Origin of the sequence: Kitasatospora sp. NPDC048407 (genome assembly GCF_043200475.1) — a bacterium.
GTDB lineage: Bacteria > Actinomycetota > Actinomycetes > Streptomycetales > Streptomycetaceae > Kitasatospora.
The window spans coordinates 173,091-192,863 of the sequence record NZ_JBICXW010000014.1; the positions used below are offsets into that span (position 1 = coordinate 173,091).

Consider the following 19,773-nt stretch of genomic DNA (forward strand, 5'->3'; position numbering starts at 1 on the left):
AAAGGGCCACACCAGGTGACCAGCAACGAGACCGGGGCGACCTACGCCGCCGCGGGTGTCGACATCGAGGCCGGCGACCGTGCCGTCGAGCTGATGAAGCAGTGGGTGAAGAAGACCAACCGTCCCGAGGTCCTGGGCGGCCTGGGCGGCTTCGCCGGACTGTTCGACGCCTCCGCCTTCAAGCGCTACGAGCGCCCGCTGCTGGCCTCCGCCACCGACGGCGTGGGCACCAAGGTGGCCATCGCCCAGGCCATGGACAAGCACGACACCATCGGCCACGACCTGGTCGGCATGGTCGTCGACGACCTCGTGGTGTGCGGCGCCGAGCCGCTGTTCATGACCGACTACATCTGCGTCGGCAAGGTCGTCCCGGAGCGGGTCGCCGCCATCGTCAAGGGCATCGCCGAGGGCTGCACGCTGGCCGGCTGCTCGCTGATCGGCGGCGAGACCGCCGAGCACCCGGGCCTGCTCGGCCCCGACGAGTACGACGTGGCCGGCGCCGGCACCGGCGTGGTCGAGGCCGACGCGCTGCTCGGCGCGGACCGGGTCCGGGCCGGTGACGTGGTCATCGCGATGGCCGCCTCCGGCCTGCACTCCAACGGCTACTCGCTGGTCCGGCACGTGCTGCTGAACCAGGCCGGCTGGAAGCTCGACCGCCAGGTCGAGGAGTTCGGCCGCACCCTCGGCGAGGAGCTGCTGGAGCCGACCCGGATCTACACCCTGGACTGCCTGGCGCTCACCCGCGCCACCGAGATCCACGCTTTCTCGCACGTCACCGGCGGCGGCCTGGCCGCCAACCTGGCCCGGGTCATTCCGGACCACCTGCACGCCCGCCTGGACCGCGGCACCTGGAGCCCGCTGCCGGTGTTCCAGACCGTCGCCAAGGTCGGCCAGATGCAGACCCTGGAGATCGAGAAGACCCTCAACATGGGCGTCGGCATGGTCGCCGTCGTCCCGCCGGAGTCGGTCGACGTGGTCATGTCGGTGCTGGAGGACCGCGGCGTCGAGGCGTGGCTGCTCGGCGACGTGGTCGAGCGCGACGCGGAGCACGACGGCGGCGCGGCGCTGTACAACGCCTACGAGGCGTTCTGATCCGGGCACGCTGAAGGGCCCCGCCACGGCGGGGCCCTTCTCATGAGCGTGAACCACCGGCTCACGCCACGAACACCGGCTGTCGCGAACAGGTACGCCGAAAACCGGCCCGGCACCCGCAGGGAGTGCCCGGACCGGTCCGGTCGAAGAACGTTACGCGCGGCGACGAGTCGGAGGGGTGTCCTCGTCGTCGTCGTCCTCGTCCTCGTCGTCGTACATGTCCGCGTACGCCGCGTAGGGGTCGTCCTCGTCGTCGTCCTCGATCGGCTCAGGCTCGATCGCGGTGGACGGAGATACACCCAGCTCGTGAGACAGACGGTTAGCGTCGAACCCGCCGCTGTTGTACTTCAGCTCGCGGGCGACCTTCGTCTGCTTGGCCTTGGCCCGGCCGCGCCCCATGGGTCGACCCCCTCAACGGTGGGGCTCACGGCCCCGAGTCTGACACGTGTTGATGATCAGGTCCGGCCTGCCCGAAGTGGGAAACCGTCCCTTGGAGCATTAACGGTACCTGCTTCCGCCGCCGGACGGTACGTCGCCGGTGTGACGTGGCGCGCACCCAAGCTCCCTCGAACCAGGTCCGCCCAGGTCAGAGGGGAATTTCGGGGCTTTGGCAGGCTGTCCGGCGCGATGCCGGTCCCGTCGTTCCTGCAGAGATTATCCCCCGAAGGAGGCGCGGTATCGCCCGTTCGGGGGACTAACTGAGAATCCGGTTCCACATCGTGATGCGCGGGGCCGGGCGGCGCCGGCCCCGCGCATCACGAAGCGTGGCGGGTCAGCTCCGGCGGGCGGCCGGCAGCAGGACCGAGCGCAGCGCGCTGATCTCCCGCATCCGCTTCTCGGCGAGCCGGTCGGCGGCCGCCGCCGGCGGGATGCCGTCGGCGGCGGCCCGGGTGAAGATCTCCAGCGTGGTGTCGAAGATCTTCGTCGCCTTGTTCTTCGCCCGGTCGAAGTTGAAACCGTCGATCTCGTCGGCGACCTGGATCACGCCACCGGAGTTCACCAGGTAGTCGGGCGCGTACAGGATGCCGCGGTCGGCGAGGTCCTTCTCCACACCCGCGTGGGCGAGCTGGTTGTTGGCCGCGCCGCAGACGATCGAGGTGCCGGCCGCGCCGAGCGCCCCCACCGTCTCGTCGGTGAGCGCGCCGCCGAGCGCGCACGGGGCGTACACGTCCAGGTCCGAGGCGAGCAGGGCGGCGGTGTCGGCCACCACCTCGACCTCGGGGTGGGCGGCCCGGACCCGGTTCACGGCGGCCTCGGAGACATCGGTGACGACCACGGTGGCGCCGTCCGCGACCAGGTGGCCGACCAGGTAGTGGCCGACCTTGCCGACACCCGCCACGCCGACCCGCTTGCCGCGCAGGGTCGGCTGGCCCCAGCGGGCCTGGGCGGAGGCCCGCATGCCCTGGAAGACGCCGAAGGAGGTGAGGACGGAGGAGTCGCCGGCGCCGCCGTGCTCGGGCGAGCGGCCGGTGACGAACTCGGTCTCCCGGGCGATCACGTCCATGTCCTGGACGTACGTGCCCACGTCGCAGGCGGTGATGTAGCGGCCGCGCAGGGTCTGCACGAAGCGCCCGTAGGCGCGCAGCATCGCCTCGTTCTTGTCCTGGTTCGGGTCGCCGATGATCACGGCCTTGCCGCCGCCGAGGTCGAGCCCGGCGAGGGCGTTCTTGTAGCTCATTCCGCGGGAGAGGTTCAGGGCGTCGGTCAACGCCTCCTCCTCGCTCGCGTACGGGAAGAACCGGGTGCCGCCGAGCGCCGGGCCGAGGGCGGTCGAGTGGATGGCGATGATCGCCTTGAGGCCGGTGGAACGGTCGTGGCAGAGCACGACCTGCTCGTGCCCGTCGCCCTCCTGGCCGGTGCCGAAGACTCGGCCCAGCACGCCTGGTGCGGGGTGCGTGGTGTGTACGTCGGTCACGGTGGTGACTCCAGCAATGATGGCCCGCGACGGTGGTGCGGGCGTCTGGTCGAAGCCTAGCTCCGGGGCCGCCTTCGAATCTGCCCCGGGACGGGCCCCGAGCAATAACGATCGAAGCCTTCTCGGCGACACCCTGACGCGTCCCTGAGGCGCATGCGACCATGCGGAGCGTGACCGCCCCGCGCACCTCCGTGCTCCCGCCGTACACCGCCCAGTTGCGGGTCTACGAGCCGTTGGCCGCCTACCCCGAACCGGACCGCGGCCGCTGGCAGGCCTACGCGGCCGCACACGGCCCCGACGCGGACGGGCCGGGCCGGCCGGTGACCGGCGCCGCGCTCGCCGAACAGCGCGCCGCCCTGGCCGCGCTGGCCGCCCTGACGCCCCGTCCGCTGCCCGACCAGGAGGACGGGCAGGCCTACGTCCGGCTCGCGGACGGCGTCACCTACATCTGCCCGTGGACGACCCGGCTGCGCGGCTGGCTGGCCCTGCAGGAGCTGCGCCGCACGCTGCCCGCGCACCTGGTGGACACCGTGCTGCCGTCGCCGCTGCGGGCCGCCGCGGAGGCCGAGCGGGCGCAGTGGCAGCAGGACCACCCCGACGCCCGGCCGTGGATTCGCGCCAGCCGCTGGGAGGTGCCGCTGCACTGGTTCCTGGCGTTCGGCGAGGAGGACCGCCACCACCTGCCGGCCGGCGAGTACGGCTCCGCCGGGGACGGCGAACGGCCGGAGCCCGCCGCGCTGTTCTACCTGACGCCGATGGTGCAGGCCCGCCGCCGGGTGGCCCGGGCCTACCGGGCGCTGCGTACCGCCGTCCCCACGGCCGAGGTGCCGGGCAGCGCGGCCGGTGCGGCGCTCGCGGAGGGGGCGGAGGAGATCGGCCGCTGGCTGGAGGAGTTCCACCCGCGCTCGCTGGTGGAGCTCGACTACGGCGGCCTGGTGCAGCTGCTCGGCCCGCGGGCGCTGGCCGAGGAGCACTCGGTGGGCGAACTCGCGGACGGCCTGGCCGCCCTGCGGACCGGCGACACGGTGGCGGCACAGCGCTGCTACGAGGCCCTGTCGGCGCGCTGGCGGCGGGTGCTGGCACTGCGGCAGGCCTCCTGAGCTTGATCGGCCCGGTGACGGGGGAAGCTCAGAGGGGCTGAGGAGGCGTCAGAAATTGCCCCCTGGTCGAATGGAGGTGCGAGGGGAGAGGATGGTCCATACCATTGGGCGGGTTTTTGGGACGATGGTCCCAGATCGGGTCAATAGCCGAGAAACGTGACACTACTCACCGTTGACGCCAACTCAGACCTATGTGCCAAAATGGGACAACCAACCCAAGCCCTCTCGGGCGTGCGCACCGTGACCGGACGTCACCGGTGCGTAACTGTCCGCTATGGGGTGGTCCATGGCCATCCGTCGCCCTTGAACCCGTGAGGGGTCAATTTTGACGGTTTGGCCGATAGGGCTGGACGGATGGTGTAGTTGTAGACACCAGGACAAGCCGTTCGTCCTATAACCGACTCGGCCCGTCCGTGCCATTTCGGGCATCACGGGTCAAGGTGCAGAATTTGAAGGATAGAACCGCCCTGGTTCGGTTCTCCCGAGGAGGCCGCTCATGACCGCTCGTACCCCTGACGCCGAGCCCCTGCTGACACCGGCAGAGGTCGCCACCATGTTCCGCGTGGACCCCAAGACGGTGACCCGCTGGGCCAAGGCCGGCAAGCTCACGTCGATTCGGACCCTCGGCGGCCACCGCCGTTACCGCGAGGCGGAGGTGCGTGCCCTGCTGGCCGGTATTCCGGCCCAGCGCACCGAGGTCTGATCCCAGGCATTTCCCCCGGGCGCCCACTCCCGACTCCGCCGGGTCGGGAACGCGCTCGGCAGGTCTCAAGGGCCGCCTCTCCGACTCCGCCGGGTCGGGGGAGCGGCCCTTCGGCATGTTCCGGCAGTTCTCGGTGGGTTCGGGGCCGGAATGCGGGATTCCTGTGGGGCTGGTGGGGGTGGGGGGAATTCCCGGTAATGACAGTACAATTTTACATATTAAATCTGGGGCCTTTGCGGGGATGCCCTGGAAGTCGCTTCCTGAAAGGGTGTCAGTGACGGTGATCACAGCACCGTTATCTTGTGCGTGCCCGGGAAAAGCGATAGGGCCCGGAACTCGAAGTTCCGGGCCCTGCGCTCCTGCGATCCCGACGGGACTTGAACCCGCGACCTCCACCTTGACAGGGTGGCGAGCTAACCAACTGCTCCACGGGACCAGTGATCTGATCCTTGCCCGCTTGCTCTCGCTTGCGAACAAGACAGATCGTAACGCATCTCTGCCCCCCAGGTCGAACCGGCTCCGGGCCGGCCTCAGAGGGTCGCCGCGGCGGCCTCCATCGCCTTCAGGATGCGCTTCTCCGACACCGGCGTCGGCGTGCCCAGCCCCTGCGCGAAGAAGCTCACCCGCAGCTCCTCGATCATCCAGCGGACCGACCGGATCTCCGCCGACGGCTCCCGGCCGGCCGGCACCTTCGCCAGCAGCTCGCCGTACGCCTGCTGCACCGCCTGCACCTTCAGCAGGTTCTGCAGGTCGCGCTGCGGATGCTCGGGCAGCGCCTCCAGGCGGCGGTCCACGGCGATCAGATAGCGCTTCAGGTCGCCCAGGCGCTGCCAGCCGGTGTCGGTGACGAAGCCCGGGTGCACCAGCGAGGCCAGGTGCAGGCGGACGTCGTTCACCGCGGACAGCAGCACCGGGCTGGAGACCGACTTCAGCCGGTTCGACGCCTTGTGGAAGCCGATCAGCGCCGCCGCGGTCTTCAGCGTGGTGTCCGCCGACAGCTCGTACAGGTCCGCCCGGACCTTGTCGTACAGCGTCGTGAACGCCTCCAAGTCCCAGGCCACGCCGCCCGACAGGGTCATCAGGCGGTCGGTGGCGGCCGCCACGATGTCCTCGAACAGCGCCGGGATCGAGCCGTGCGGGTTGTACGACAGCGCCAGCTTCGCCTGATTGCCCAGGCGGCCCTGGATCGACTTGGCGGGCGAGTTGATCTGCAGCATCAGCAGCCGGCGGGTGCCCTCCCACATGGCGCGCTGCTGGGCCTCGGGGGTGTCGAACAGCTTGATTCCGACGCTCGAACCCTCGTCCACCAGCGCCGGGTAGGCGCGCAGCGCGTGGCCGCGCGAGCGCTGCTCGAAGGTGCGCTGCAGGACCGGCAGGTCGGTGGGCCAGGCGGTCAGGCCGGTGCGCTCGATGCCGCGGCCGGACGCCGCGCTGGACAGCGTCGCCGACAGCTTCGGCCGCAGGCCCTGGCGCAGCTCCTCCAGGTCCTTGGACTCGGCGAGCTTCCGCTTGCCGTCCACCACCCGGAAGGTGACCTTCAGGTGGTCGGGGATCCGCTCCTCGTCCCAGGCCTCCGGCGGGATCGGCAGGCCCGACATCCGGTGCAGCACCCGCTCCAGGGTGGGCAGCAACGGCTCCTGGCGGTCGGTCAGCTCGCGCATGGCGGCCCGGGCGTAGTCCGGGGCGGGCACGAAGTTGCGGCGGATCGCCTTCGGCAGCGAGCGGATCCAGGCGGTGACGAGCTCCTCGCGCAGGCCCGGGATCTGCCAGTCGAAGCCGTCCGCGACCACCTGGTTGAGCACCGCGAGCGGGATGTGCACCGTCACGCCGTCCGCGTCACTGCCCGGCTCGAACTGGTAGGTCAGCGGGAAGCGCAGCTTGCCCTGCTGCCAGACGTCCGGGTAGTCGGCCTCGGTGACGCCGTCCGCGGAGTCGTTGATCAGCATCGACTTCTCGAAGCCCAGCAGGTCGGGCTGGTCGCGGCGGGTCTTCTTCCACCAGGCGTCGAAGTGCCGGGCGGAGACGATGTCCTCGGGCAGGCGGGCGTCGTAGAAGTCGAACAGGGTCTGGTCGTCGACCATGATGTCCCGGCGGCGGGCCCGGTTCTCCAGCTCCTCGACCTCGTCGAGCAGCCGGCGGTTCTCCGCGAAGAACTTGTGGTGGGTCTCCCAGTCACCCTCCACCAGGGCGGAGCGGATGAACAGTTCGCGGCACAGCTCGGGCTCGACCCGGCCGTAGTTGATCTTGCGCTGGGCGACGATCGGCAGGCCGTACAGGGTGACCTTCTCGTAGGCCAGCACCGCGCCGGCCTTCTTCTCCCAGTGCGGCTCGCTGTAGCTGCGCTTGATCAGGTGCGGGGCGAGCGGCTCCACCCACTCCGGCTCGATCTTCGCGTTGATCCGGGCCCACAGCCGGGAGGTCTCCACCAGCTCGGCGGACATCACCCAGCGCGGCGGCTTCTTGAACAGCCCCGAACCGGGGAACACCGCGAACCGGGCGCCCCGGGCGCCCGCGTACTCGCGCTTCTCCACGTCGAACAGGCCGAGGTGGGACAGCAGGCCGGAGAGCAGCGCCTGGTGGATCCGGTCCGCGTCCGGCTCGGCGTCCTCATGGGGCTCCTCGATGGTGACGCCGAGCTGCTTGGCGATGGTGCGCAGCTGGACGTAGACGTCCTGCCACTCCCGTATCCGCAGGTAGTTGAGGAACTCGGACTTGCACATCCGGCGGAACGCGGAGGAGGACAGCTCCTTCTGCTGCTCCCTGACGTAGCGCCACATCGCCAGGTAGGAGAGGAAGTCGGAGGTCTCCGAGTGGAAGCGGCGGTGCCGTTCGTCGGCGGCCTGGCGCTTCTCGGCGGGGCGTTCGCGCGGGTCCTGGATGGACAGTGCGGAGGCGATCACCATCACGTCGCGGACGCAGCCGAGACGGTCGGCCTCCAGCACCATGCGGGCCATCCGCGGGTCGACCGGGAGCTGCGCGAGCTTGCGGCCGAGCGGGGTGAGGCGCTTGCGGTGGTCCTTCTCGGCCGGGTCCAGCGCACCCAGCTCGTGCAGCAGGTTGACGCCGTCCTTGATGTTGCGGGAGTCCGGCGGGTCGAGGAACGGGAAAGCGGCGATGTCGCCGAGGTTCGCCGCGGTCATCTGCAGGATGACGGAGGCCAGGTTGGTGCGGAGGATCTCCGCGTCGGTGAACTCGGGGCGGGAGAGGAAGTCCTCCTCCGAGTACAGGCGGATGCAGATGCCGTCCGAGGTGCGGCCGCAGCGGCCCTTGCGCTGGTTGGCGCTGGCCTGGCTGATCGCCTCGATGGGCAGGCGCTGGACCTTGGTGCGGTGGCTGTAGCGGGAGATCCGGGCGGTGCCCGGGTCGATCACGTACTTGATGCCGGGGACGGTCAGCGAGGTCTCGGCGACGTTGGTGGCGAGCACCACCCGGCGCTGCGTGGACCGTTGGAAGACCCGGTGCTGTTCGGCGGAGGAGAGCCGGGCGTACAGCGGGAGGATCTCGGTGAACTTCAGTTTCAGCTTGGTCAGCGCGTCGGCGGTGTCGCGGATCTCGCGCTCGCCGGAGAGGAACACCAGGATGTCGCCCGGGCCTTCGGCCTGGAGCTCCTCGACCGCGTCGCAGATCCCCTGGATCTGGTCGCGGTCGCGGTCGAGCTCCTCTTCCTCGACGTCGTCGTCCAGGAGCGGCCGATATCGGACCTCGACCGGGTAGGTGCGGCCGGAGACCTCGATGATCGGGGCGTCGTCGAAGTGTTCGGCGAAGCGTTCCGGGTCGATGGTGGCCGAGGTGATGATCACCTTGAGGTCGGGGCGGCGGGGGAGCAGCTGCTTGAGGTAGCCGAGCAGGAAGTCGATGTTCAGGCTGCGCTCGTGCGCCTCGTCGATGATCAGGGTGTCGTACTGGCGCAGGTCCCGGTCGGTCTGGATCTCGGCCAGCAGGATGCCGTCCGTCATCAGCTTCACCAGGGTGTCCTGGCCGGCCTGGTCGGTGAACCGGACCTTCCAGCCGACGGCCTCGCCGAGCGGGGTGTTCAGCTCCTCGGCGACGCGCTCGGCGACCGTGCGGGCGGCGATCCGGCGGGGCTGGGTGTGGCCGATCAGGCCCTGGATGCCGCGGCCGAGCTCCAGGCAGATCTTCGGGATCTGGGTGGTCTTTCCGGAGCCGGTCTCGCCCGCCACGATCACCACCTGGTGGTCGCGGACGGCGGCCAGGATCTCGTCCTTCTTCTGCGCGACCGGCAGTTCCTGCGGGTAGCGGATTTCCGGGACTGCCGCCCGGCGGTCGGACACCCGCAGTTCGGAGCGGTCGAAGTCGATGGCCAGCTCGGCCAGGATCTTGTCGCGGGCCTCGCTCGACCGGACCTTGCGGGTGCCCTCCAGGCGGCGGCCGAGGCGCTGCATGTCGCGCAGCATCAGGCCGGGCAACCGGGCGGCCAGCTCCGCGAGCGTGGGGGCGGGCTGCGGGGCTACGGGAGAACTCACTGCGGGCATCCCTCTAGGTTGCATAAAGGCGGGGCCGGGGCGCACCTCGGTTTTTGTTGCGAGCTTCCAGTGTCACAGGCGCGGCGCTCGGACCGCGAACACCCGCCCGGAGGTCAACCGCAGGTATTGACGGGCACCCGCCCGTTTCGCTCGAAGGCAGTACTGACTAGCCTGGGGGCAACGGTTTGACGGGGAACAGGGGGAGTTTCTGATGGGCTTTTTTGGCGACGTAGGTGAGGTGTTCAGCGACGTCGGCCACCTGGTCGGCGACGTGGCCAAGGTCGGCAAGGACATCGTCATGGCGCCGGCCGAGATCGCGCACTGGGCGCTCGGCAAGATGTTCGGGGACGCCGACGCCGAGCTGAACAAGATCGCGCAGGAGCTGGCCGAGATGGCCAAGCAGGTCGAGCAGCTGGGTGGGGACGTCAACTCGCTGCTGTCGCACATGTCCTGGCACGGTGCCGCGGCGGACGCGTTCACCGCGCACGCCCAGGGCCGGGTACGGGAGCTGAACGGGGTCGCGGACGAGCTCAACCAGCTCGGCGACTCGGTGAAGCGCCTCGCCAGCGTGCTGTGATCCGGATCCGGACGGTGGAGATCGTCCGGGGCCCGGCCGCGGACGGAGAGCGAGGGGACGTCCTTCGATGACGGGGAACATGTTCGGCTTCCGGCCGGAGGAGCTGCTGCGGATCCAGCGCGACTTCGAGCAGCTCAACCAGCGCATGGCGGAGATGACCCAGCAGGTCGGGCACATCCGGGAGACGGTCGCGAAGGCGGCGGCCACCGATGTGTTCGCCGGCGGCATCCTGGGGATCGTCGGCGCGGGTGCGGTGCTCGCCGAGGTGAAGCGGGACGTCGACGACATCAGCCACAAGGCCGACGCGCTGATGGAGACGAAGAAGAAGCTCACCCAGGAGCTGGGCCAGGACGCGGCGAAGATCAAGAAGCTCATCGCCCGGTACGCGGCGGTCGAGAAGAAGATCGCCGAGGAGATGAACAAGCCCAAGGGCGAGATCCAGCCGCCGAAGTCGCCGCACACCGGCATCGACGGTGTGGGCCCCGGCGGGGGTGGCGGCAACAGCGGTGGCGGTGGTGGTGGCGGCGGTCACGCCGAGCAGCCGAAGTCCCCGCACACCGGCACCGACGGCGTCGGCCACGGCGGCGGCGGCGGTGGTGGCGGTGGTGGCGGCGGGAGCCGTGCGCCGCAGCCGAAGTCGCCGAAGACCGGCAACGACAGCGGCGGTGGCGGCGGCACCGGCACGCCGTCCGGCGGGCCCGGTGGGAAGCACGACGGGCCGAAGCTCAAGGACCGCTCGACCGGTGACTGGAACACCAAGATCATCAACGGCAGCGGCTGGGACTCCTGGTCCAACAAGAAGCACCGGAAGAACGGCGAAGGCCTCGGCGTGAAGGCCAGGCCCAATCTGGACGGGCTGTCGGCGGAACGCCGGGCCATGGTGGAGCGCGCGCTGGAACGCGCCGAGCACAAGCTCGGCTACAGCCAGGGCGCCGTCACCAACGGCTACCGGGTGGACTGCTCGGGCCTGGTGTCCTGCGCCTGGGGCCTGCCCGGCCCGGGTCTGAACACCATCGGCCTGATGCAGGGCAACGTGTCGCACCACATCGGGAAGGCCGATCTGCAGCCCGGCGACGCGATGATCTCCAACGATCACACGGTGCTGTTCGGCGGCTGGGTGGACGCTGCCCACACCCGCTACATCGGCATCGAGGACAGCGGCGACGCGGGCATGGTCTCCCGGGAGATCCCCTACCCGTACTTCCACGGCGGCTCGGCCTACCAGCCGTACCGCCGCAACGGCGTCGACTGACGCGAGCTCACCGCATCGGGCCCGGACCGGGGTTGACCACCCCCGGCCGGGCCCCTTGCGGTCCGCTGCGAGAGACTTGGACCAGTTTTGGGGCGCGCGGCCAGGGGGGCCGTCGCCGTGGCAGGGGGGCGTGTGCGATGACGGGGAATCAGTTCGGCTTCCGGCCGGACGAAATGCTGAAGATCATGCAGGACTTCCAGCAGCTGAACCAGCGCATGGCGGAGATGACCCAGCAGATCGGGCACATCAAGGCCACGGTCGCGAAGGCGGCCGCCACCGACGTGTTCTCCGGTTTCATGGCGGGAGTCGTCGGGGCTGGCGCGGTGCTCTCCGAGGTGAAGCGGGACGTCGACGACATCAGCCAGAAGGCCGACGCGCTGATGCAGACCAAGGAGAAGCTCACCAAGGAGCTCGGCGAGGACGCGGCGAAGCTCAAGAAGACGATCGACCGGTACCACCAGGTCGAGCAGGGCATCGCCGACATCCTCAACAAGCCGCACGGCGAGGGCACGCCGCAGCCGAAGTCGCCGAGCACCGGCATCGCCGGCGTCGGCAACGGCGGTGGCGGCAGCGGTGGCGGCGGGAGCCACCCGGACCAGCCGAAGTCGCCGAACACCGGTGGCGACGGCGCGGGCGGCCACGGCGGTGGCGGCGGTGGCGGCACGGGCGGTGGCGGTGGTGGCGGGAGCCACGCGCCGCAGCCGAAGTCGCCGAACACCGGCGGCGGGGACTCCAGCGGCAACGACGGCTCCGGGATCTCCACCCGTCCGGGCGGCCTGCACGACGGCCCGAAGATCAAGGACCGGTCCAGCGGCGACTGGAAGACCTCGATGATCAACGGCAGGGGCTGGGACGACTGGTCGCCCACCCACAAGTGGCACCCGCGCAACGGCCAGGGCGGCGGCGTGGTGGACCAGCCGCACCTGGACGGGGTCTCCGACGAGCGCAAGGCGATGGTCGAGCGGGCGATGGAGCGGGTCGAGCGCAAGCTCGGCTACAGCCAGGGCGCCGTCACCAACGGCTACCGGGTCGACTGCTCCGGCTTCGTCTCGGCGGCCTGGGGCCTGTCCACCGCGGGTGGTGGCACCTCGACCGGCCCGCTGATCAGCGAGAGCGCGGGCATCGCGCACCACATCAACAAGAGCGACCTGATGCCCGGCGACGCGCTGGTGATCCACCACGAGAGCGGCGACAAGAACCAGCACGTGGTGCTGTTCGGCGGCTGGGCGGACGCCGCGCACACCAAGGCGATCATCCTGGAGGACTCCGGTAGCAACGGCTGCATCTCGCACGAGGTGGCGATGTCGAAGCTGTCCGGCTACACCGCGATCCGCAAGAACGGCATGTGACCCGGCCGGCGTCCCCCCGGCCCGGGCGCCGGGGGGACGCCGCTGGTCAACCGCTATTGACCTGAAGCACGCTTGAAGTCCTACCGTCGAGGTGCGTGAGATCACCCCGCTCCGGAACGAGAGGCCGTGCACCATGCCCATAGAGCTCAACCACACCATCGTGGCCGCCCACGACCGCCGGGCCACCGCCGACTTCCTGACCGGCCTGCTCGGTCTGCCCGAGGCCGAAGTCAACGGGCCGTTCCTCGCCGTGCAGCTGGGCAACCGCGTGACGCTCGACGTGATGACCGTCGAGGGCCCGGTCACCCCGCAGCACTACGCGTTCCTGGTCTCCGAGGACGAGTTCGACGCGATCTTCGCCCGGATCGAGGCCCAGGGCCTGACCTACTTCGCCGACCCGTTCTCCCAGCAGCCCGGCCGGGTCAACCACTGGAACGGCGGCCGCGGCGTGTACGTGAAGGACCCGGACGGGCACAGCATCGAGGCGCTGACCAGGCCCTGAGCGATCCCGCCGGTTCACTCGCCGGTCCGGTTACCGTGGAGTGATGAGCGAACAGCAGCGGCCGGCATTCGAAGCGGACCCGGGCACCGTCCACCCGGTGGCCAGGGTGGCCCTCGGGACGGCCGGGGTCACCCTGATCTCGGTCGGCCTGGTGCTGCTGGTGCTGCCCGGCCCGGGCACGCTGCTCCTGCTGGCCGGGCTGATCCTGCTGGCCCGGGCGGTCCCGGCGCTGTCCCGGTACGTCGAGCCGGTCCGGGCGCGGGCGATGGCGGGCGTCGAGGCCAGCGTCGCCTCGCGCTGGCGGATCGCCGGGTCGGTGCTGGCCGGGCTCGGGCTGATCGGCACCGGCGTCGTCGCGGTGCTGGTGCCGAGCCTGCCGCTGGCGGGCTGGGCGACCGGGCTGAGCCTGATGCTGTCGGGCCTGATCCTGCTCGGCCTGATGGTCTGGAGCCACCGCCGGGTGCACGGCTCGCGGTAGGGGTCACGTCGACCACGGTAAGACCCGACTGCTGGACGCGATCCGCAAGACCACTCAGCGCGCCAGCCGGAAGGCGGTGGCGGCGGCCGCGCGCAGTGGCCAGGCGGGGCGGGGGACGCCGAAGGCGGCCCGCAGCGGGGCGTCCAGCAGGGCGGTGGCGAAGGCCGGGGCGTGCCGGGCCAGTGGGCCGGGCAGGCGGGCCGCGAACAGGCCGGAGACGGCCTGCCAGAGGGCCCGGCCGGCCGGGCTGGGCGCGAACCGGGCGGCCTCGAACTCGCGCATCCAGGCGGCGATCCCGTCCAGGCCGGGGCCGGGCAGTGCGGGCAGCTCCAGGGCGGCGGCCAGCTCGGCCTGGAAGGCGAACGCGGCCTCCCGCTCGGCGGGCGTCACGCCGCCGTTCCGGGCGGTGAACTCCACCGGGCAGACGGTGAAACAGGCCAGCACGTAGCGCATCAACTCGGCGTCCACGCCCGGCAGTCGGTGCATCGCGGCGAGCTCGGCGACGATCCCCCGGCCAGGGGCGCTGTTCACCCCGTGGCCGATCAGCGCGAACATCATGGCGCCGGTGGCCTTCGCCCGGGCTTTCGGCGCGGACGTCAACTTGCCGGTGGCGGACAGCACTTCGGCGATCTCGGGGACGGCGAAGGTGCGCACGAAGCCGAGCGTCAGGCCGACCCGGGCACGCTGCGGGGCCCGCCGCAGCACCAGCGCGGCGAACGCGTCCCGGGGCGGTTCCGTCACCGTGCCTGCTCGGCCAACGCCCGTTCCAGCAGCGGGGATTGGAGGAACGAGGCGACCAGCACCAGGTGCGCGCGCTCCTCGGCCGGGTCGGCGTCCAGGCCGGGCAGCACCGGCTGCTCCTCGCGCGGGCGCGGCACCGCCCCGGCGGCCAGCGCGCCGACCGCGGAGCGCAGCGCGGCGGCGACCACCAGCGCGTCCCGCTCGTCGGTGCCGAGCGCGGCCTCGGCGGCGAACCGCTCGGCGCCGCGGACCGCCGCCGGGTCGATCCATGGGCGGAGCGTCAGCTGGCCGTCGCGGATCTCCAGGCCGCGCCGAGTGGTGCGCCACTCCAGGTCGCGCAGTGCGGCGCGTTCGCGCCAGGCGGGCGACGGGCCCTCCAGGGCGAGTCGGCGGTCGGCCCGGTAGACCAGGTCCCAGAGCGGGCGCAGCGCCCGGAAGTCGCGGCGGCGCTGGGTCCAGGCGGCGCCGGCCGGGCCGGCGAAGCCGAGGGTGATGCCGACCGCGCCGAGCGCGGCGAACAGCGGGCCGAGCGCGGTGCTCAGCCACTCGACGTCGTTGACGCCGGCGTACGCGAGGGCGATCGCGGCGACCTTGCACACCACGTAGCCGCAGGCGGTGAGCGCGCCGGCGGCGATGAACCGGATGCCGCGGCGCAGCCAGCCGGCGGGGAGCCGGGCGGCGTGGCCGAGGCAGACCCGGCCGATGTCGATCAGCGAGAAGGCGTACAGGCCCTGGTAGAGCGTCAGGAACAGGGCGGTGGCGGCGCGCGGGGCGAAGGTGGTGTCGAAGGTGAGCGGCGTCTCGGGCCGGTACGGGCCGCCGATCAGGAACAGCGCCACCAGCACCGGTACCAGCGCGGCGAACACGGCGGTGCGGCGGCGCACCCGCCGCCGCAGCCGGTCGTCCAGCGGCGCCCACACCTCGGTGCCGGAGCGCTCCTCGGGCGGCGACCAGACCAGCGCGAGGACCACGGCGGCGGCGGAGAAGCCGATGATGCCCAGGTAGACCAGCAGGGTGGCCAGGTTGCCGACGCCGGTGACGTGGTCGATCGCCCGGTACAGCAGCGGGGAGGCCAGCAGGAAGGAGGTGGACGGCGAGGCGACCGCCAGGGCGACCACCAGCAGGCCGAAGGACGGCTCGCGCCGCCAGGCCCGCAGCTTCAGCCCGGCCACCACCCAGGCGGCACAGCCGATGCTCAAGTAGGCCAGGTTGTAGGGCAGTTCAGACATGCTGTCCCTTGCGGTGCTCCAGCGCGGGGGCGAGCTGCGAGGTGGTGCCGGCCCCCGGGGCGAGCACCAGGACGCGCATCAGTTCGGCGCCGAGCACCTCCGCCTCCTCTTCGGCGGCGTCGTCGTAGTGCGAGCGGCCGAGCACCAGCCGGAGCATCTCCGGGTCGATGGTGGGCAGTTCGACCAGCGTCGGGTCCTCGTCCGGCGACGGCGGCTCGCTCAGGTGCCCGCACAGCAGGTGCGCCAGTTCGTGGCAGACGATGTGCGCGCGGTGCAGCCCGGAGGTCTCCTGCTCGACGTGGATCACGTCCTCGGTGGACAGCCGTTCCACGAAACCGGACGGCTCGCCGACCCGCATCCGGCGCGGCGCGATCCGGATCGGCCGGTCCAGGTGCGCGGAGACCACTCCGCACAGTTCCTCGACGGTGCTCAGCGGCGGCAGACGCAGTTCGCGCGCCACCGCCCGCATCCGGCGGCGGGTCCGCCCGAGTCCGCTCCCCACACCACGCACGTCGACCCCCTCCGGGCGCCGCCAGTGTCCCAGCGGCACCTGCTGACGCTCCGTCACGTCGTCGGTCCGGCCTCGTCCGACTGGCCGGTGGGCAGGCCGACGGCCCGCCGCAACTGCTCCACAATAGTGAGTGCGGCGTCCTGCATCTCCGGCGGCAGGCCGGCCGCGCGCATGGCGATCCGCTCCACCCGGGCGTCGCGCAGCGCCTCGATCTTGCGCAGGTCGCGCTCGACCGCGCTGGCGGTCTCCGAGTCGGAGAAGTAGTCCAGCGGGACGCCGAAGAACTTGGCGATCCGGACGGCGTTCTCCAGGCTCGGCTTCTGGGTGCCCTTGCGCAGGTTGCCGATGTACGTGCCGCTCAGCCCGGTGCCTTCGGCGATCTCGGAGTCCCGCCAGGGCCGGCCGAGGTCCTTGGGGTAGATCACCGCTATCAGACGCCGGAAACGGCTGGCGAAGTCCAGTGCTTCGGCGCGGGAGGAGTCCGTGGGCATGTGCCGGATCATAGAGGGTTCGTACCCCCGGGCGTATCCCCCCGATAACCCTGTTCTGAACGATCGTTGGGGAATTGGTGCGGAAAGCGTGCGGGCAGGTCGCCGCGGGCGCCCCTTCGTCACTCTTGAATCCACGATAGTTGACACAGCGTGGGCGGGATCGGCAGGATCGGCATCCTGATGCTCGGGCGCCGTTGCCCCACGGGGGTGGGCAGCGGCGCTCGTTCGGCGGGTTGCCGTGCGCCGTCGCGCGCACGCCCCGCGAACCGGAGCTTCCAGGCCCGCCGTCTCGGCGTCATCTTCCGTTAGCGGCAAGGCAGTTCCGCGCCGATACGCTCCCCGCGTCCTCGCCCGGCGCCCGTCCGTCAGCACCACTCGGGCGCGCCCCGCCCGAAAGGCCGCGCTGCCGATGGCTCCCCGACTCTCCGTCGTCGTCCCCGTGTACAACGTCGAGCGGTACCTTGTCGACTGCCTGGACTCGATCGCCGACCAGAGCTTCGCAGATTTCGAATGCGTCCTGGTGGACGACGGCTCCACCGACACCAGCGCCGACCTCGCCGAGCAGTACACCGCCCGCGACCCGCGCTTCCGGCTGGTCCGCCAGCCCAACCGGGGCCTCGGCGCGGCCCGCAACACCGGCGTGCGCCACCTCACCGCCGGCACCGAGTACCTGGCCTTCGTCGACAGCGACGACACCCTGCCCACCCACGCCTACCGGCTGATGATCGGCACCCTGGACGAGACCGGCTCCGACTTCGCCACCGGCAACGCCCTGCGGCTGCGCAGCACCGGACTCGAACCCTCGCACGCGCACCGCCGCCCGTTCGCCGAGACCCGGCTGCGCACCCACGTCCGCGAACTGCCCGCCCTGGTCACCGACCGCACCGCCTGGAACAAGGTCTACCGCCGCACCTTCTACGCCGCGGCCGGCCTCGAGTACCCCGAGGGCATGCTGTACGAGGACGCCCCCGTCAGCGTCCCGCACCACTTCCTGGCGACCAGCGTCGACGTGCTGTCCGAGCCGGTCTACCACTGGCGGATCCGCGAGGACGGCGACCGCTCCATCACCCAGCGCCGCACCGACCCGCGCGGCCTGGCCGACCGGGTGCGCTCCATCGAACTCGTCCGCGGCTGGCTGCTGGACCGCCCCGAACCCGCCTTCCGCGAGGACCTGCGGGCCTACGACCACAACACCCTGGTCGAGGAGATCCCGATGTTCTTCTGGACCGTCCCCGACGGCGACCGCGACTACCGGCACGCCTACCACCGGCACATCACCCGGCTGCTCAGCGCCATCGGCCCCGAACACCTCGCCGCGCTCCCACCCGTGCTGCGCCTCAAGTACCGCCTCACCGTGGCGGGCCGGCTGCACACCCTGTCCGGCGTCCAGCGCGCGCACCGCCGGGTGCGCAACACCCGCAAGGCGCTCCGCCGCTGATCAGCGGGCCCGCCGCCGCAGCAGCGCGGCCGGTGATCAGCGGGCCCGCCGCCGCAGCAGCGCCACCCGGGCCTTCAGCAGCCCCGGGACGAACAGGTAGACCACGGCGGGAACCACCAGGGCGGTGATCGCCAGCACCCGCAGCGGCACCGCCAGGTCGTTCAGCGACGGGCCGAGCAGCAGCTGGACGACCGTGATCGACGGGAAGACGGCCATCCAGGTGATCAGCGCGCGGACGTGCACCGACGGGGCGGGGTGGGTGGTGGCGGTGGCGGTGGCGGCGGTGGCGGCGGTGGCGGCGGTGTCGGCCATGGGGGTCTCCTCGGGGTGTGGGCGCGAACTGAGACGGTAGCCAACCAACTGGTTGGAGGTCAACCATCCAGTTGGTTGGCAAGGCGCACCCTGCCGCCCTACGCTGAGCGCATGACTCAGGACCCGATGTCCACCAAGCAACGGCTGCTCGTCGCCGCCAGGGAAGAGTTCGCCGCGCACGGCATCGCGGGCGGCCGCGTGGACCGCATCGCGGAACTGGCCGGCGTCAACAAGGAGCGCATCTACGGCTGCTTCGGCAGCAAGCAGAAGCTCTTCGACGAGGTCGTCGCCGCCGCCCTCGACGAACTCACCGAAGCCGTCCCCCTCCAGGCCGGCGACGACCCCGCCGAATACGTCGGCCGGGTCTACGACTTCCACCGGGCCAACCCCGTCCTGGTCCGGCTCTTCCTCTGGGAAGGCCTGCACTACCGCGACGCCGCCCTCCCCAACGAGGCCCAGCGCGCCACCCACTACGAACAGAAGGTCGCCGCCCTCGCCGCCACCTTCGGCGCCGAAGCCTCCCCCCAGGTCGCCGCCTGCCTACTGAGCCTGATCGGCCTCGCCGCCTGGCCCACCGCCGTCCCCCAGATGACCCGCCTCATCCTCGGCACCACCCACCCCGACCTGCGCCCCCACGTCGTCGAGTTCGCCCGCCAGGCCCTGTCCGGCTCCCTCCCGATCCCCGCCGACGCCTGAGGCACGAAAAAGCCCCCGAGCGCGATGCGCTCGGGGGCTTTTCTGGCGGTGGCCAGGGCCGGGGTCGAACCGGCGACCTTCCGCTTTTCAGGCCGAGCCGGAGCGCCGGGATGCCCCAGTTTGGGCGCTTCTGCCGTCCGTGGATGGCTGCCCTCGGACGCCGTTATCCGCGCCGGCTGGTGTCAACCGGCGTCGCTTCGCATGTGCTGGGTGTGCTCAGTAGGGGAGCAGGCCGGTCGTGATCAGCTCGAAGTCGAACGGCTCCGGGATGTGAATGGTCTCGCCGAACACGATGTCCTCGCGGCGGTGGTACTTCGTGCCGTCGGGCCGGCTGAAGAGCGTGACCGCCTTCTCCCTTGCGTCGATCACGAGGTAGAGAGGGATTCTCATGAGCGGGTAGTCCCGTACCTTCCCCACCCAGTCATTCTCAGGGTTGGACGGTGAGACCAGTTCGACGGCAATCGCAGCAACCTCGGCAGGAACCTGGTTGTCCCTGGTCGTGAGTGCATCGTCCGGCAGGTACGTCAGGTCGGGATTGCGGCTCTTGCCGACATCGGGCGAGACGAGGTCCGTGTTCTCGCTGGGCAGTAGTCCTGCCGGGGCGTGCGCGTCGAACTGACGGCGCACCACCAGGAGATTCCGTTGGTGAATACCCGAGGGGCTGACCATCATGACGATGGTGTCGCCGGAGAGCTCGACCTTGAACCCGTCTGGCAGGCTCCTGCGGGCCTCTTCAAGGAGCGCGAAGTGCTCGGGGTTCATGCGCGGGGCCCTTCCGGGTGAGTCAGTCGATGCTCCAGCCTAGATGCAATACCGGTGATTTAGGTTGATTTTTGGCGAGTCGGGGTGGTCTTGGTCGGTCCGACCAGGACGACGCCGGGCCGGCCCGGTCGTGGCGGGTCG

The 19,773-nt window shown here is 71.0% G+C and carries 19 protein-coding genes and 1 tRNA gene; 10 read left to right on the plus strand and 10 right to left on the minus strand.

The annotated features are described in order from the left end of the window. Positions 1–15 precede the first annotated feature (15 nt). Complete coding sequence (gene purM / locus ACGFWJ_RS24800) at positions 16–1,092, plus strand: phosphoribosylformylglycinamidine cyclo-ligase (protein WP_387640397.1); 1,077 nt, start codon at positions 16–18, stop codon at positions 1,090–1,092. A gap of 153 nt (positions 1,093–1,245) precedes the next feature. Here the strand turns inward: purM and ACGFWJ_RS24805 are convergent, their stop codons facing one another. Both ACGFWJ_RS24805 and ACGFWJ_RS24810 read right to left on the minus strand, forming a co-directional pair. After that, positions 1,246–1,491: a DUF3073 domain-containing protein gene (locus tag ACGFWJ_RS24805; protein WP_392953269.1), complete on the minus strand. Its 246-nt coding sequence runs from the start codon at positions 1,489–1,491 to the stop codon at positions 1,246–1,248. Between the two features lie 373 nt (positions 1,492–1,864). After that, complete coding sequence (locus tag ACGFWJ_RS24810; RefSeq protein WP_392953272.1) at positions 1,865–3,007, minus strand: Glu/Leu/Phe/Val dehydrogenase dimerization domain-containing protein; 1,143 nt, start codon at positions 3,005–3,007, stop codon at positions 1,865–1,867. 170 nt (positions 3,008–3,177) lie between these two features. Between ACGFWJ_RS24810 and ACGFWJ_RS24815 the strand changes: the two genes are divergently transcribed. Together ACGFWJ_RS24815 and bldC are read left to right on the plus strand one after the other, a co-directional pair. After that, positions 3,178–4,107: a hypothetical protein gene (locus tag ACGFWJ_RS24815; protein ID WP_392953274.1), complete on the plus strand. Its 930-nt coding sequence runs from the start codon at positions 3,178–3,180 to the stop codon at positions 4,105–4,107. Between the two features lie 496 nt (positions 4,108–4,603). Beyond that, positions 4,604–4,810, plus strand: a complete 207-nt coding sequence (gene bldC, locus ACGFWJ_RS24820) for a developmental transcriptional regulator BldC (protein ID WP_030459248.1) — start codon at positions 4,604–4,606, stop codon at positions 4,808–4,810. 362 nt (positions 4,811–5,172) lie between these two features. Here the strand turns inward: bldC and ACGFWJ_RS24825 are convergent. Continuing rightward, positions 5,173–5,246: transfer RNA gene (locus ACGFWJ_RS24825), tRNA-Asp, on the minus strand. A gap of 94 nt (positions 5,247–5,340) precedes the next feature. Further along, positions 5,341–9,303, minus strand: a complete 3,963-nt coding sequence (gene hrpA, locus ACGFWJ_RS24830; protein WP_392953276.1) for an ATP-dependent RNA helicase HrpA — start codon at positions 9,301–9,303, stop codon at positions 5,341–5,343. A 202-nt stretch (positions 9,304–9,505) separates the two neighbouring features. Here hrpA and ACGFWJ_RS24835 point away from each other — a divergent pair, with 202 nt between their 5' ends. From ACGFWJ_RS24835 to ACGFWJ_RS24855, 5 genes are all read left to right on the plus strand, one after another. Further along, the gene (locus ACGFWJ_RS24835) at positions 9,506–9,871 is read left to right on the plus strand and encodes a hypothetical protein (protein WP_387640409.1); all 366 of its coding nucleotides are present in this window, start codon (positions 9,506–9,508) and stop codon (positions 9,869–9,871) included. A gap of 67 nt (positions 9,872–9,938) precedes the next feature. Then, positions 9,939–11,123: a hypothetical protein gene (locus ACGFWJ_RS24840; protein ID WP_392953279.1), complete on the plus strand. Its 1,185-nt coding sequence runs from the start codon at positions 9,939–9,941 to the stop codon at positions 11,121–11,123. Positions 11,124–11,260: 137 nt separating this feature from the next. Then, positions 11,261–12,472 (plus strand): hypothetical protein, encoded by a 1,212-nt coding sequence (locus ACGFWJ_RS24845; protein ID WP_387640414.1) that lies wholly within the window; start codon positions 11,261–11,263, stop codon positions 12,470–12,472. 133 nt (positions 12,473–12,605) lie between these two features. Then, complete coding sequence (locus tag ACGFWJ_RS24850) at positions 12,606–12,974, plus strand: VOC family protein (RefSeq protein ID WP_392953282.1); 369 nt, start codon at positions 12,606–12,608, stop codon at positions 12,972–12,974. A gap of 43 nt (positions 12,975–13,017) precedes the next feature. Continuing rightward, positions 13,018–13,452, plus strand: coding sequence for a PGPGW domain-containing protein (locus ACGFWJ_RS24855; protein ID WP_392953285.1), 435 nt, complete (start codon positions 13,018–13,020; stop codon positions 13,450–13,452). Between the two features lie 54 nt (positions 13,453–13,506). Here ACGFWJ_RS24855 and ACGFWJ_RS24860 read toward each other — a convergent pair whose 3' ends face one another. From ACGFWJ_RS24860 to ACGFWJ_RS24875, 4 genes are read right to left on the minus strand one after another with little or no spacing between them, the layout of a single operon-like run. After that, the gene (locus ACGFWJ_RS24860; RefSeq protein ID WP_392953288.1) at positions 13,507–14,193 is read right to left on the minus strand and encodes an oxygenase MpaB family protein; all 687 of its coding nucleotides are present in this window, start codon (positions 14,191–14,193) and stop codon (positions 13,507–13,509) included. Next, positions 14,190–15,422 (minus strand): MAB_1171c family putative transporter, encoded by a 1,233-nt coding sequence (locus ACGFWJ_RS24865; RefSeq protein WP_392953290.1) that lies wholly within the window; start codon positions 15,420–15,422, stop codon positions 14,190–14,192. The genes ACGFWJ_RS24860 and ACGFWJ_RS24865 overlap by 4 nt, the downstream gene beginning before the upstream one ends. Next, positions 15,415–15,990, minus strand: coding sequence for a hypothetical protein (locus ACGFWJ_RS24870; RefSeq protein ID WP_392953293.1), 576 nt, complete (start codon positions 15,988–15,990; stop codon positions 15,415–15,417). The genes ACGFWJ_RS24865 and ACGFWJ_RS24870 overlap by 8 nt, the downstream gene beginning before the upstream one ends. Further along, positions 15,987–16,424, minus strand: a complete 438-nt coding sequence (locus ACGFWJ_RS24875; RefSeq protein WP_387640429.1) for a helix-turn-helix domain-containing protein — start codon at positions 16,422–16,424, stop codon at positions 15,987–15,989. The genes ACGFWJ_RS24870 and ACGFWJ_RS24875 overlap by 4 nt, the downstream gene beginning before the upstream one ends. A 409-nt stretch (positions 16,425–16,833) precedes the next feature. Between ACGFWJ_RS24875 and ACGFWJ_RS24880 the strand changes: the two genes are divergently transcribed. Further along, positions 16,834–17,862, plus strand: coding sequence for a glycosyltransferase family 2 protein (locus tag ACGFWJ_RS24880; RefSeq protein WP_392953296.1), 1,029 nt, complete (start codon positions 16,834–16,836; stop codon positions 17,860–17,862). Between the two features lie 36 nt (positions 17,863–17,898). Here the strand turns inward: ACGFWJ_RS24880 and ACGFWJ_RS24885 are convergent, their stop codons facing one another. Then, the gene (locus tag ACGFWJ_RS24885) at positions 17,899–18,174 is read right to left on the minus strand and encodes a hypothetical protein (protein WP_392953298.1); all 276 of its coding nucleotides are present in this window, start codon (positions 18,172–18,174) and stop codon (positions 17,899–17,901) included. A gap of 111 nt (positions 18,175–18,285) precedes the next feature. On the opposite strand from ACGFWJ_RS24885, the gene ACGFWJ_RS24890 reads away from it, so the two are divergent. Next, the gene (locus ACGFWJ_RS24890; RefSeq protein ID WP_387640438.1) at positions 18,286–18,870 is read left to right on the plus strand and encodes a TetR family transcriptional regulator; all 585 of its coding nucleotides are present in this window, start codon (positions 18,286–18,288) and stop codon (positions 18,868–18,870) included. A 216-nt stretch (positions 18,871–19,086) separates the two neighbouring features. Here the strand turns inward: ACGFWJ_RS24890 and ACGFWJ_RS24895 are convergent, their stop codons facing one another. After that, positions 19,087–19,632, minus strand: a complete 546-nt coding sequence (locus ACGFWJ_RS24895; RefSeq protein ID WP_392953301.1) for a Uma2 family endonuclease — start codon at positions 19,630–19,632, stop codon at positions 19,087–19,089. Between the last annotated feature and the right edge of the window lie 141 nt (positions 19,633–19,773).

Excerpts from the sequence above, each read along its gene's own strand:
- ACGFWJ_RS24805 (WP_392953269.1), bottom strand. The coding sequence starts at position 1,491 with ATGGGGCGCGGCCGGGCCAAGGCCAAGCAGACGAAGGTCGCCCGCGAG.
- bldC (WP_030459248.1), top strand. The coding sequence starts at position 4,604 with ATGACCGCTCGTACCCCTGACGCCGAGCCCCTGCTGACACCGGCAGAG.
- hrpA (WP_392953276.1), bottom strand. The coding sequence starts at position 9,303 with ATGCCCGCAGTGAGTTCTCCCGTAGCCCCGCAGCCCGCCCCCACGCTC.
- ACGFWJ_RS24835 (WP_387640409.1), top strand. The coding sequence starts at position 9,506 with ATGGGCTTTTTTGGCGACGTAGGTGAGGTGTTCAGCGACGTCGGCCAC.
- ACGFWJ_RS24840 (WP_392953279.1), top strand. The coding sequence starts at position 9,939 with ATGACGGGGAACATGTTCGGCTTCCGGCCGGAGGAGCTGCTGCGGATC.
- ACGFWJ_RS24845 (WP_387640414.1), top strand. The coding sequence starts at position 11,261 with ATGACGGGGAATCAGTTCGGCTTCCGGCCGGACGAAATGCTGAAGATC.
- ACGFWJ_RS24850 (WP_392953282.1), top strand. The coding sequence starts at position 12,606 with ATGCCCATAGAGCTCAACCACACCATCGTGGCCGCCCACGACCGCCGG.
- ACGFWJ_RS24855 (WP_392953285.1), top strand. The coding sequence starts at position 13,018 with ATGAGCGAACAGCAGCGGCCGGCATTCGAAGCGGACCCGGGCACCGTC.
- ACGFWJ_RS24865 (WP_392953290.1), bottom strand. The coding sequence starts at position 15,422 with ATGTCTGAACTGCCCTACAACCTGGCCTACTTGAGCATCGGCTGTGCC.
- ACGFWJ_RS24875 (WP_387640429.1), bottom strand. The coding sequence starts at position 16,424 with ATGCCCACGGACTCCTCCCGCGCCGAAGCACTGGACTTCGCCAGCCGT.
- ACGFWJ_RS24880 (WP_392953296.1), top strand. The coding sequence starts at position 16,834 with ATGGCTCCCCGACTCTCCGTCGTCGTCCCCGTGTACAACGTCGAGCGG.
- ACGFWJ_RS24885 (WP_392953298.1), bottom strand. The coding sequence starts at position 18,174 with ATGGCCGACACCGCCGCCACCGCCGCCACCGCCGCCACCGCCACCGCC.
- ACGFWJ_RS24890 (WP_387640438.1), top strand. The coding sequence starts at position 18,286 with ATGACTCAGGACCCGATGTCCACCAAGCAACGGCTGCTCGTCGCCGCC.
- ACGFWJ_RS24895 (WP_392953301.1), bottom strand. The coding sequence starts at position 19,632 with ATGAACCCCGAGCACTTCGCGCTCCTTGAAGAGGCCCGCAGGAGCCTG.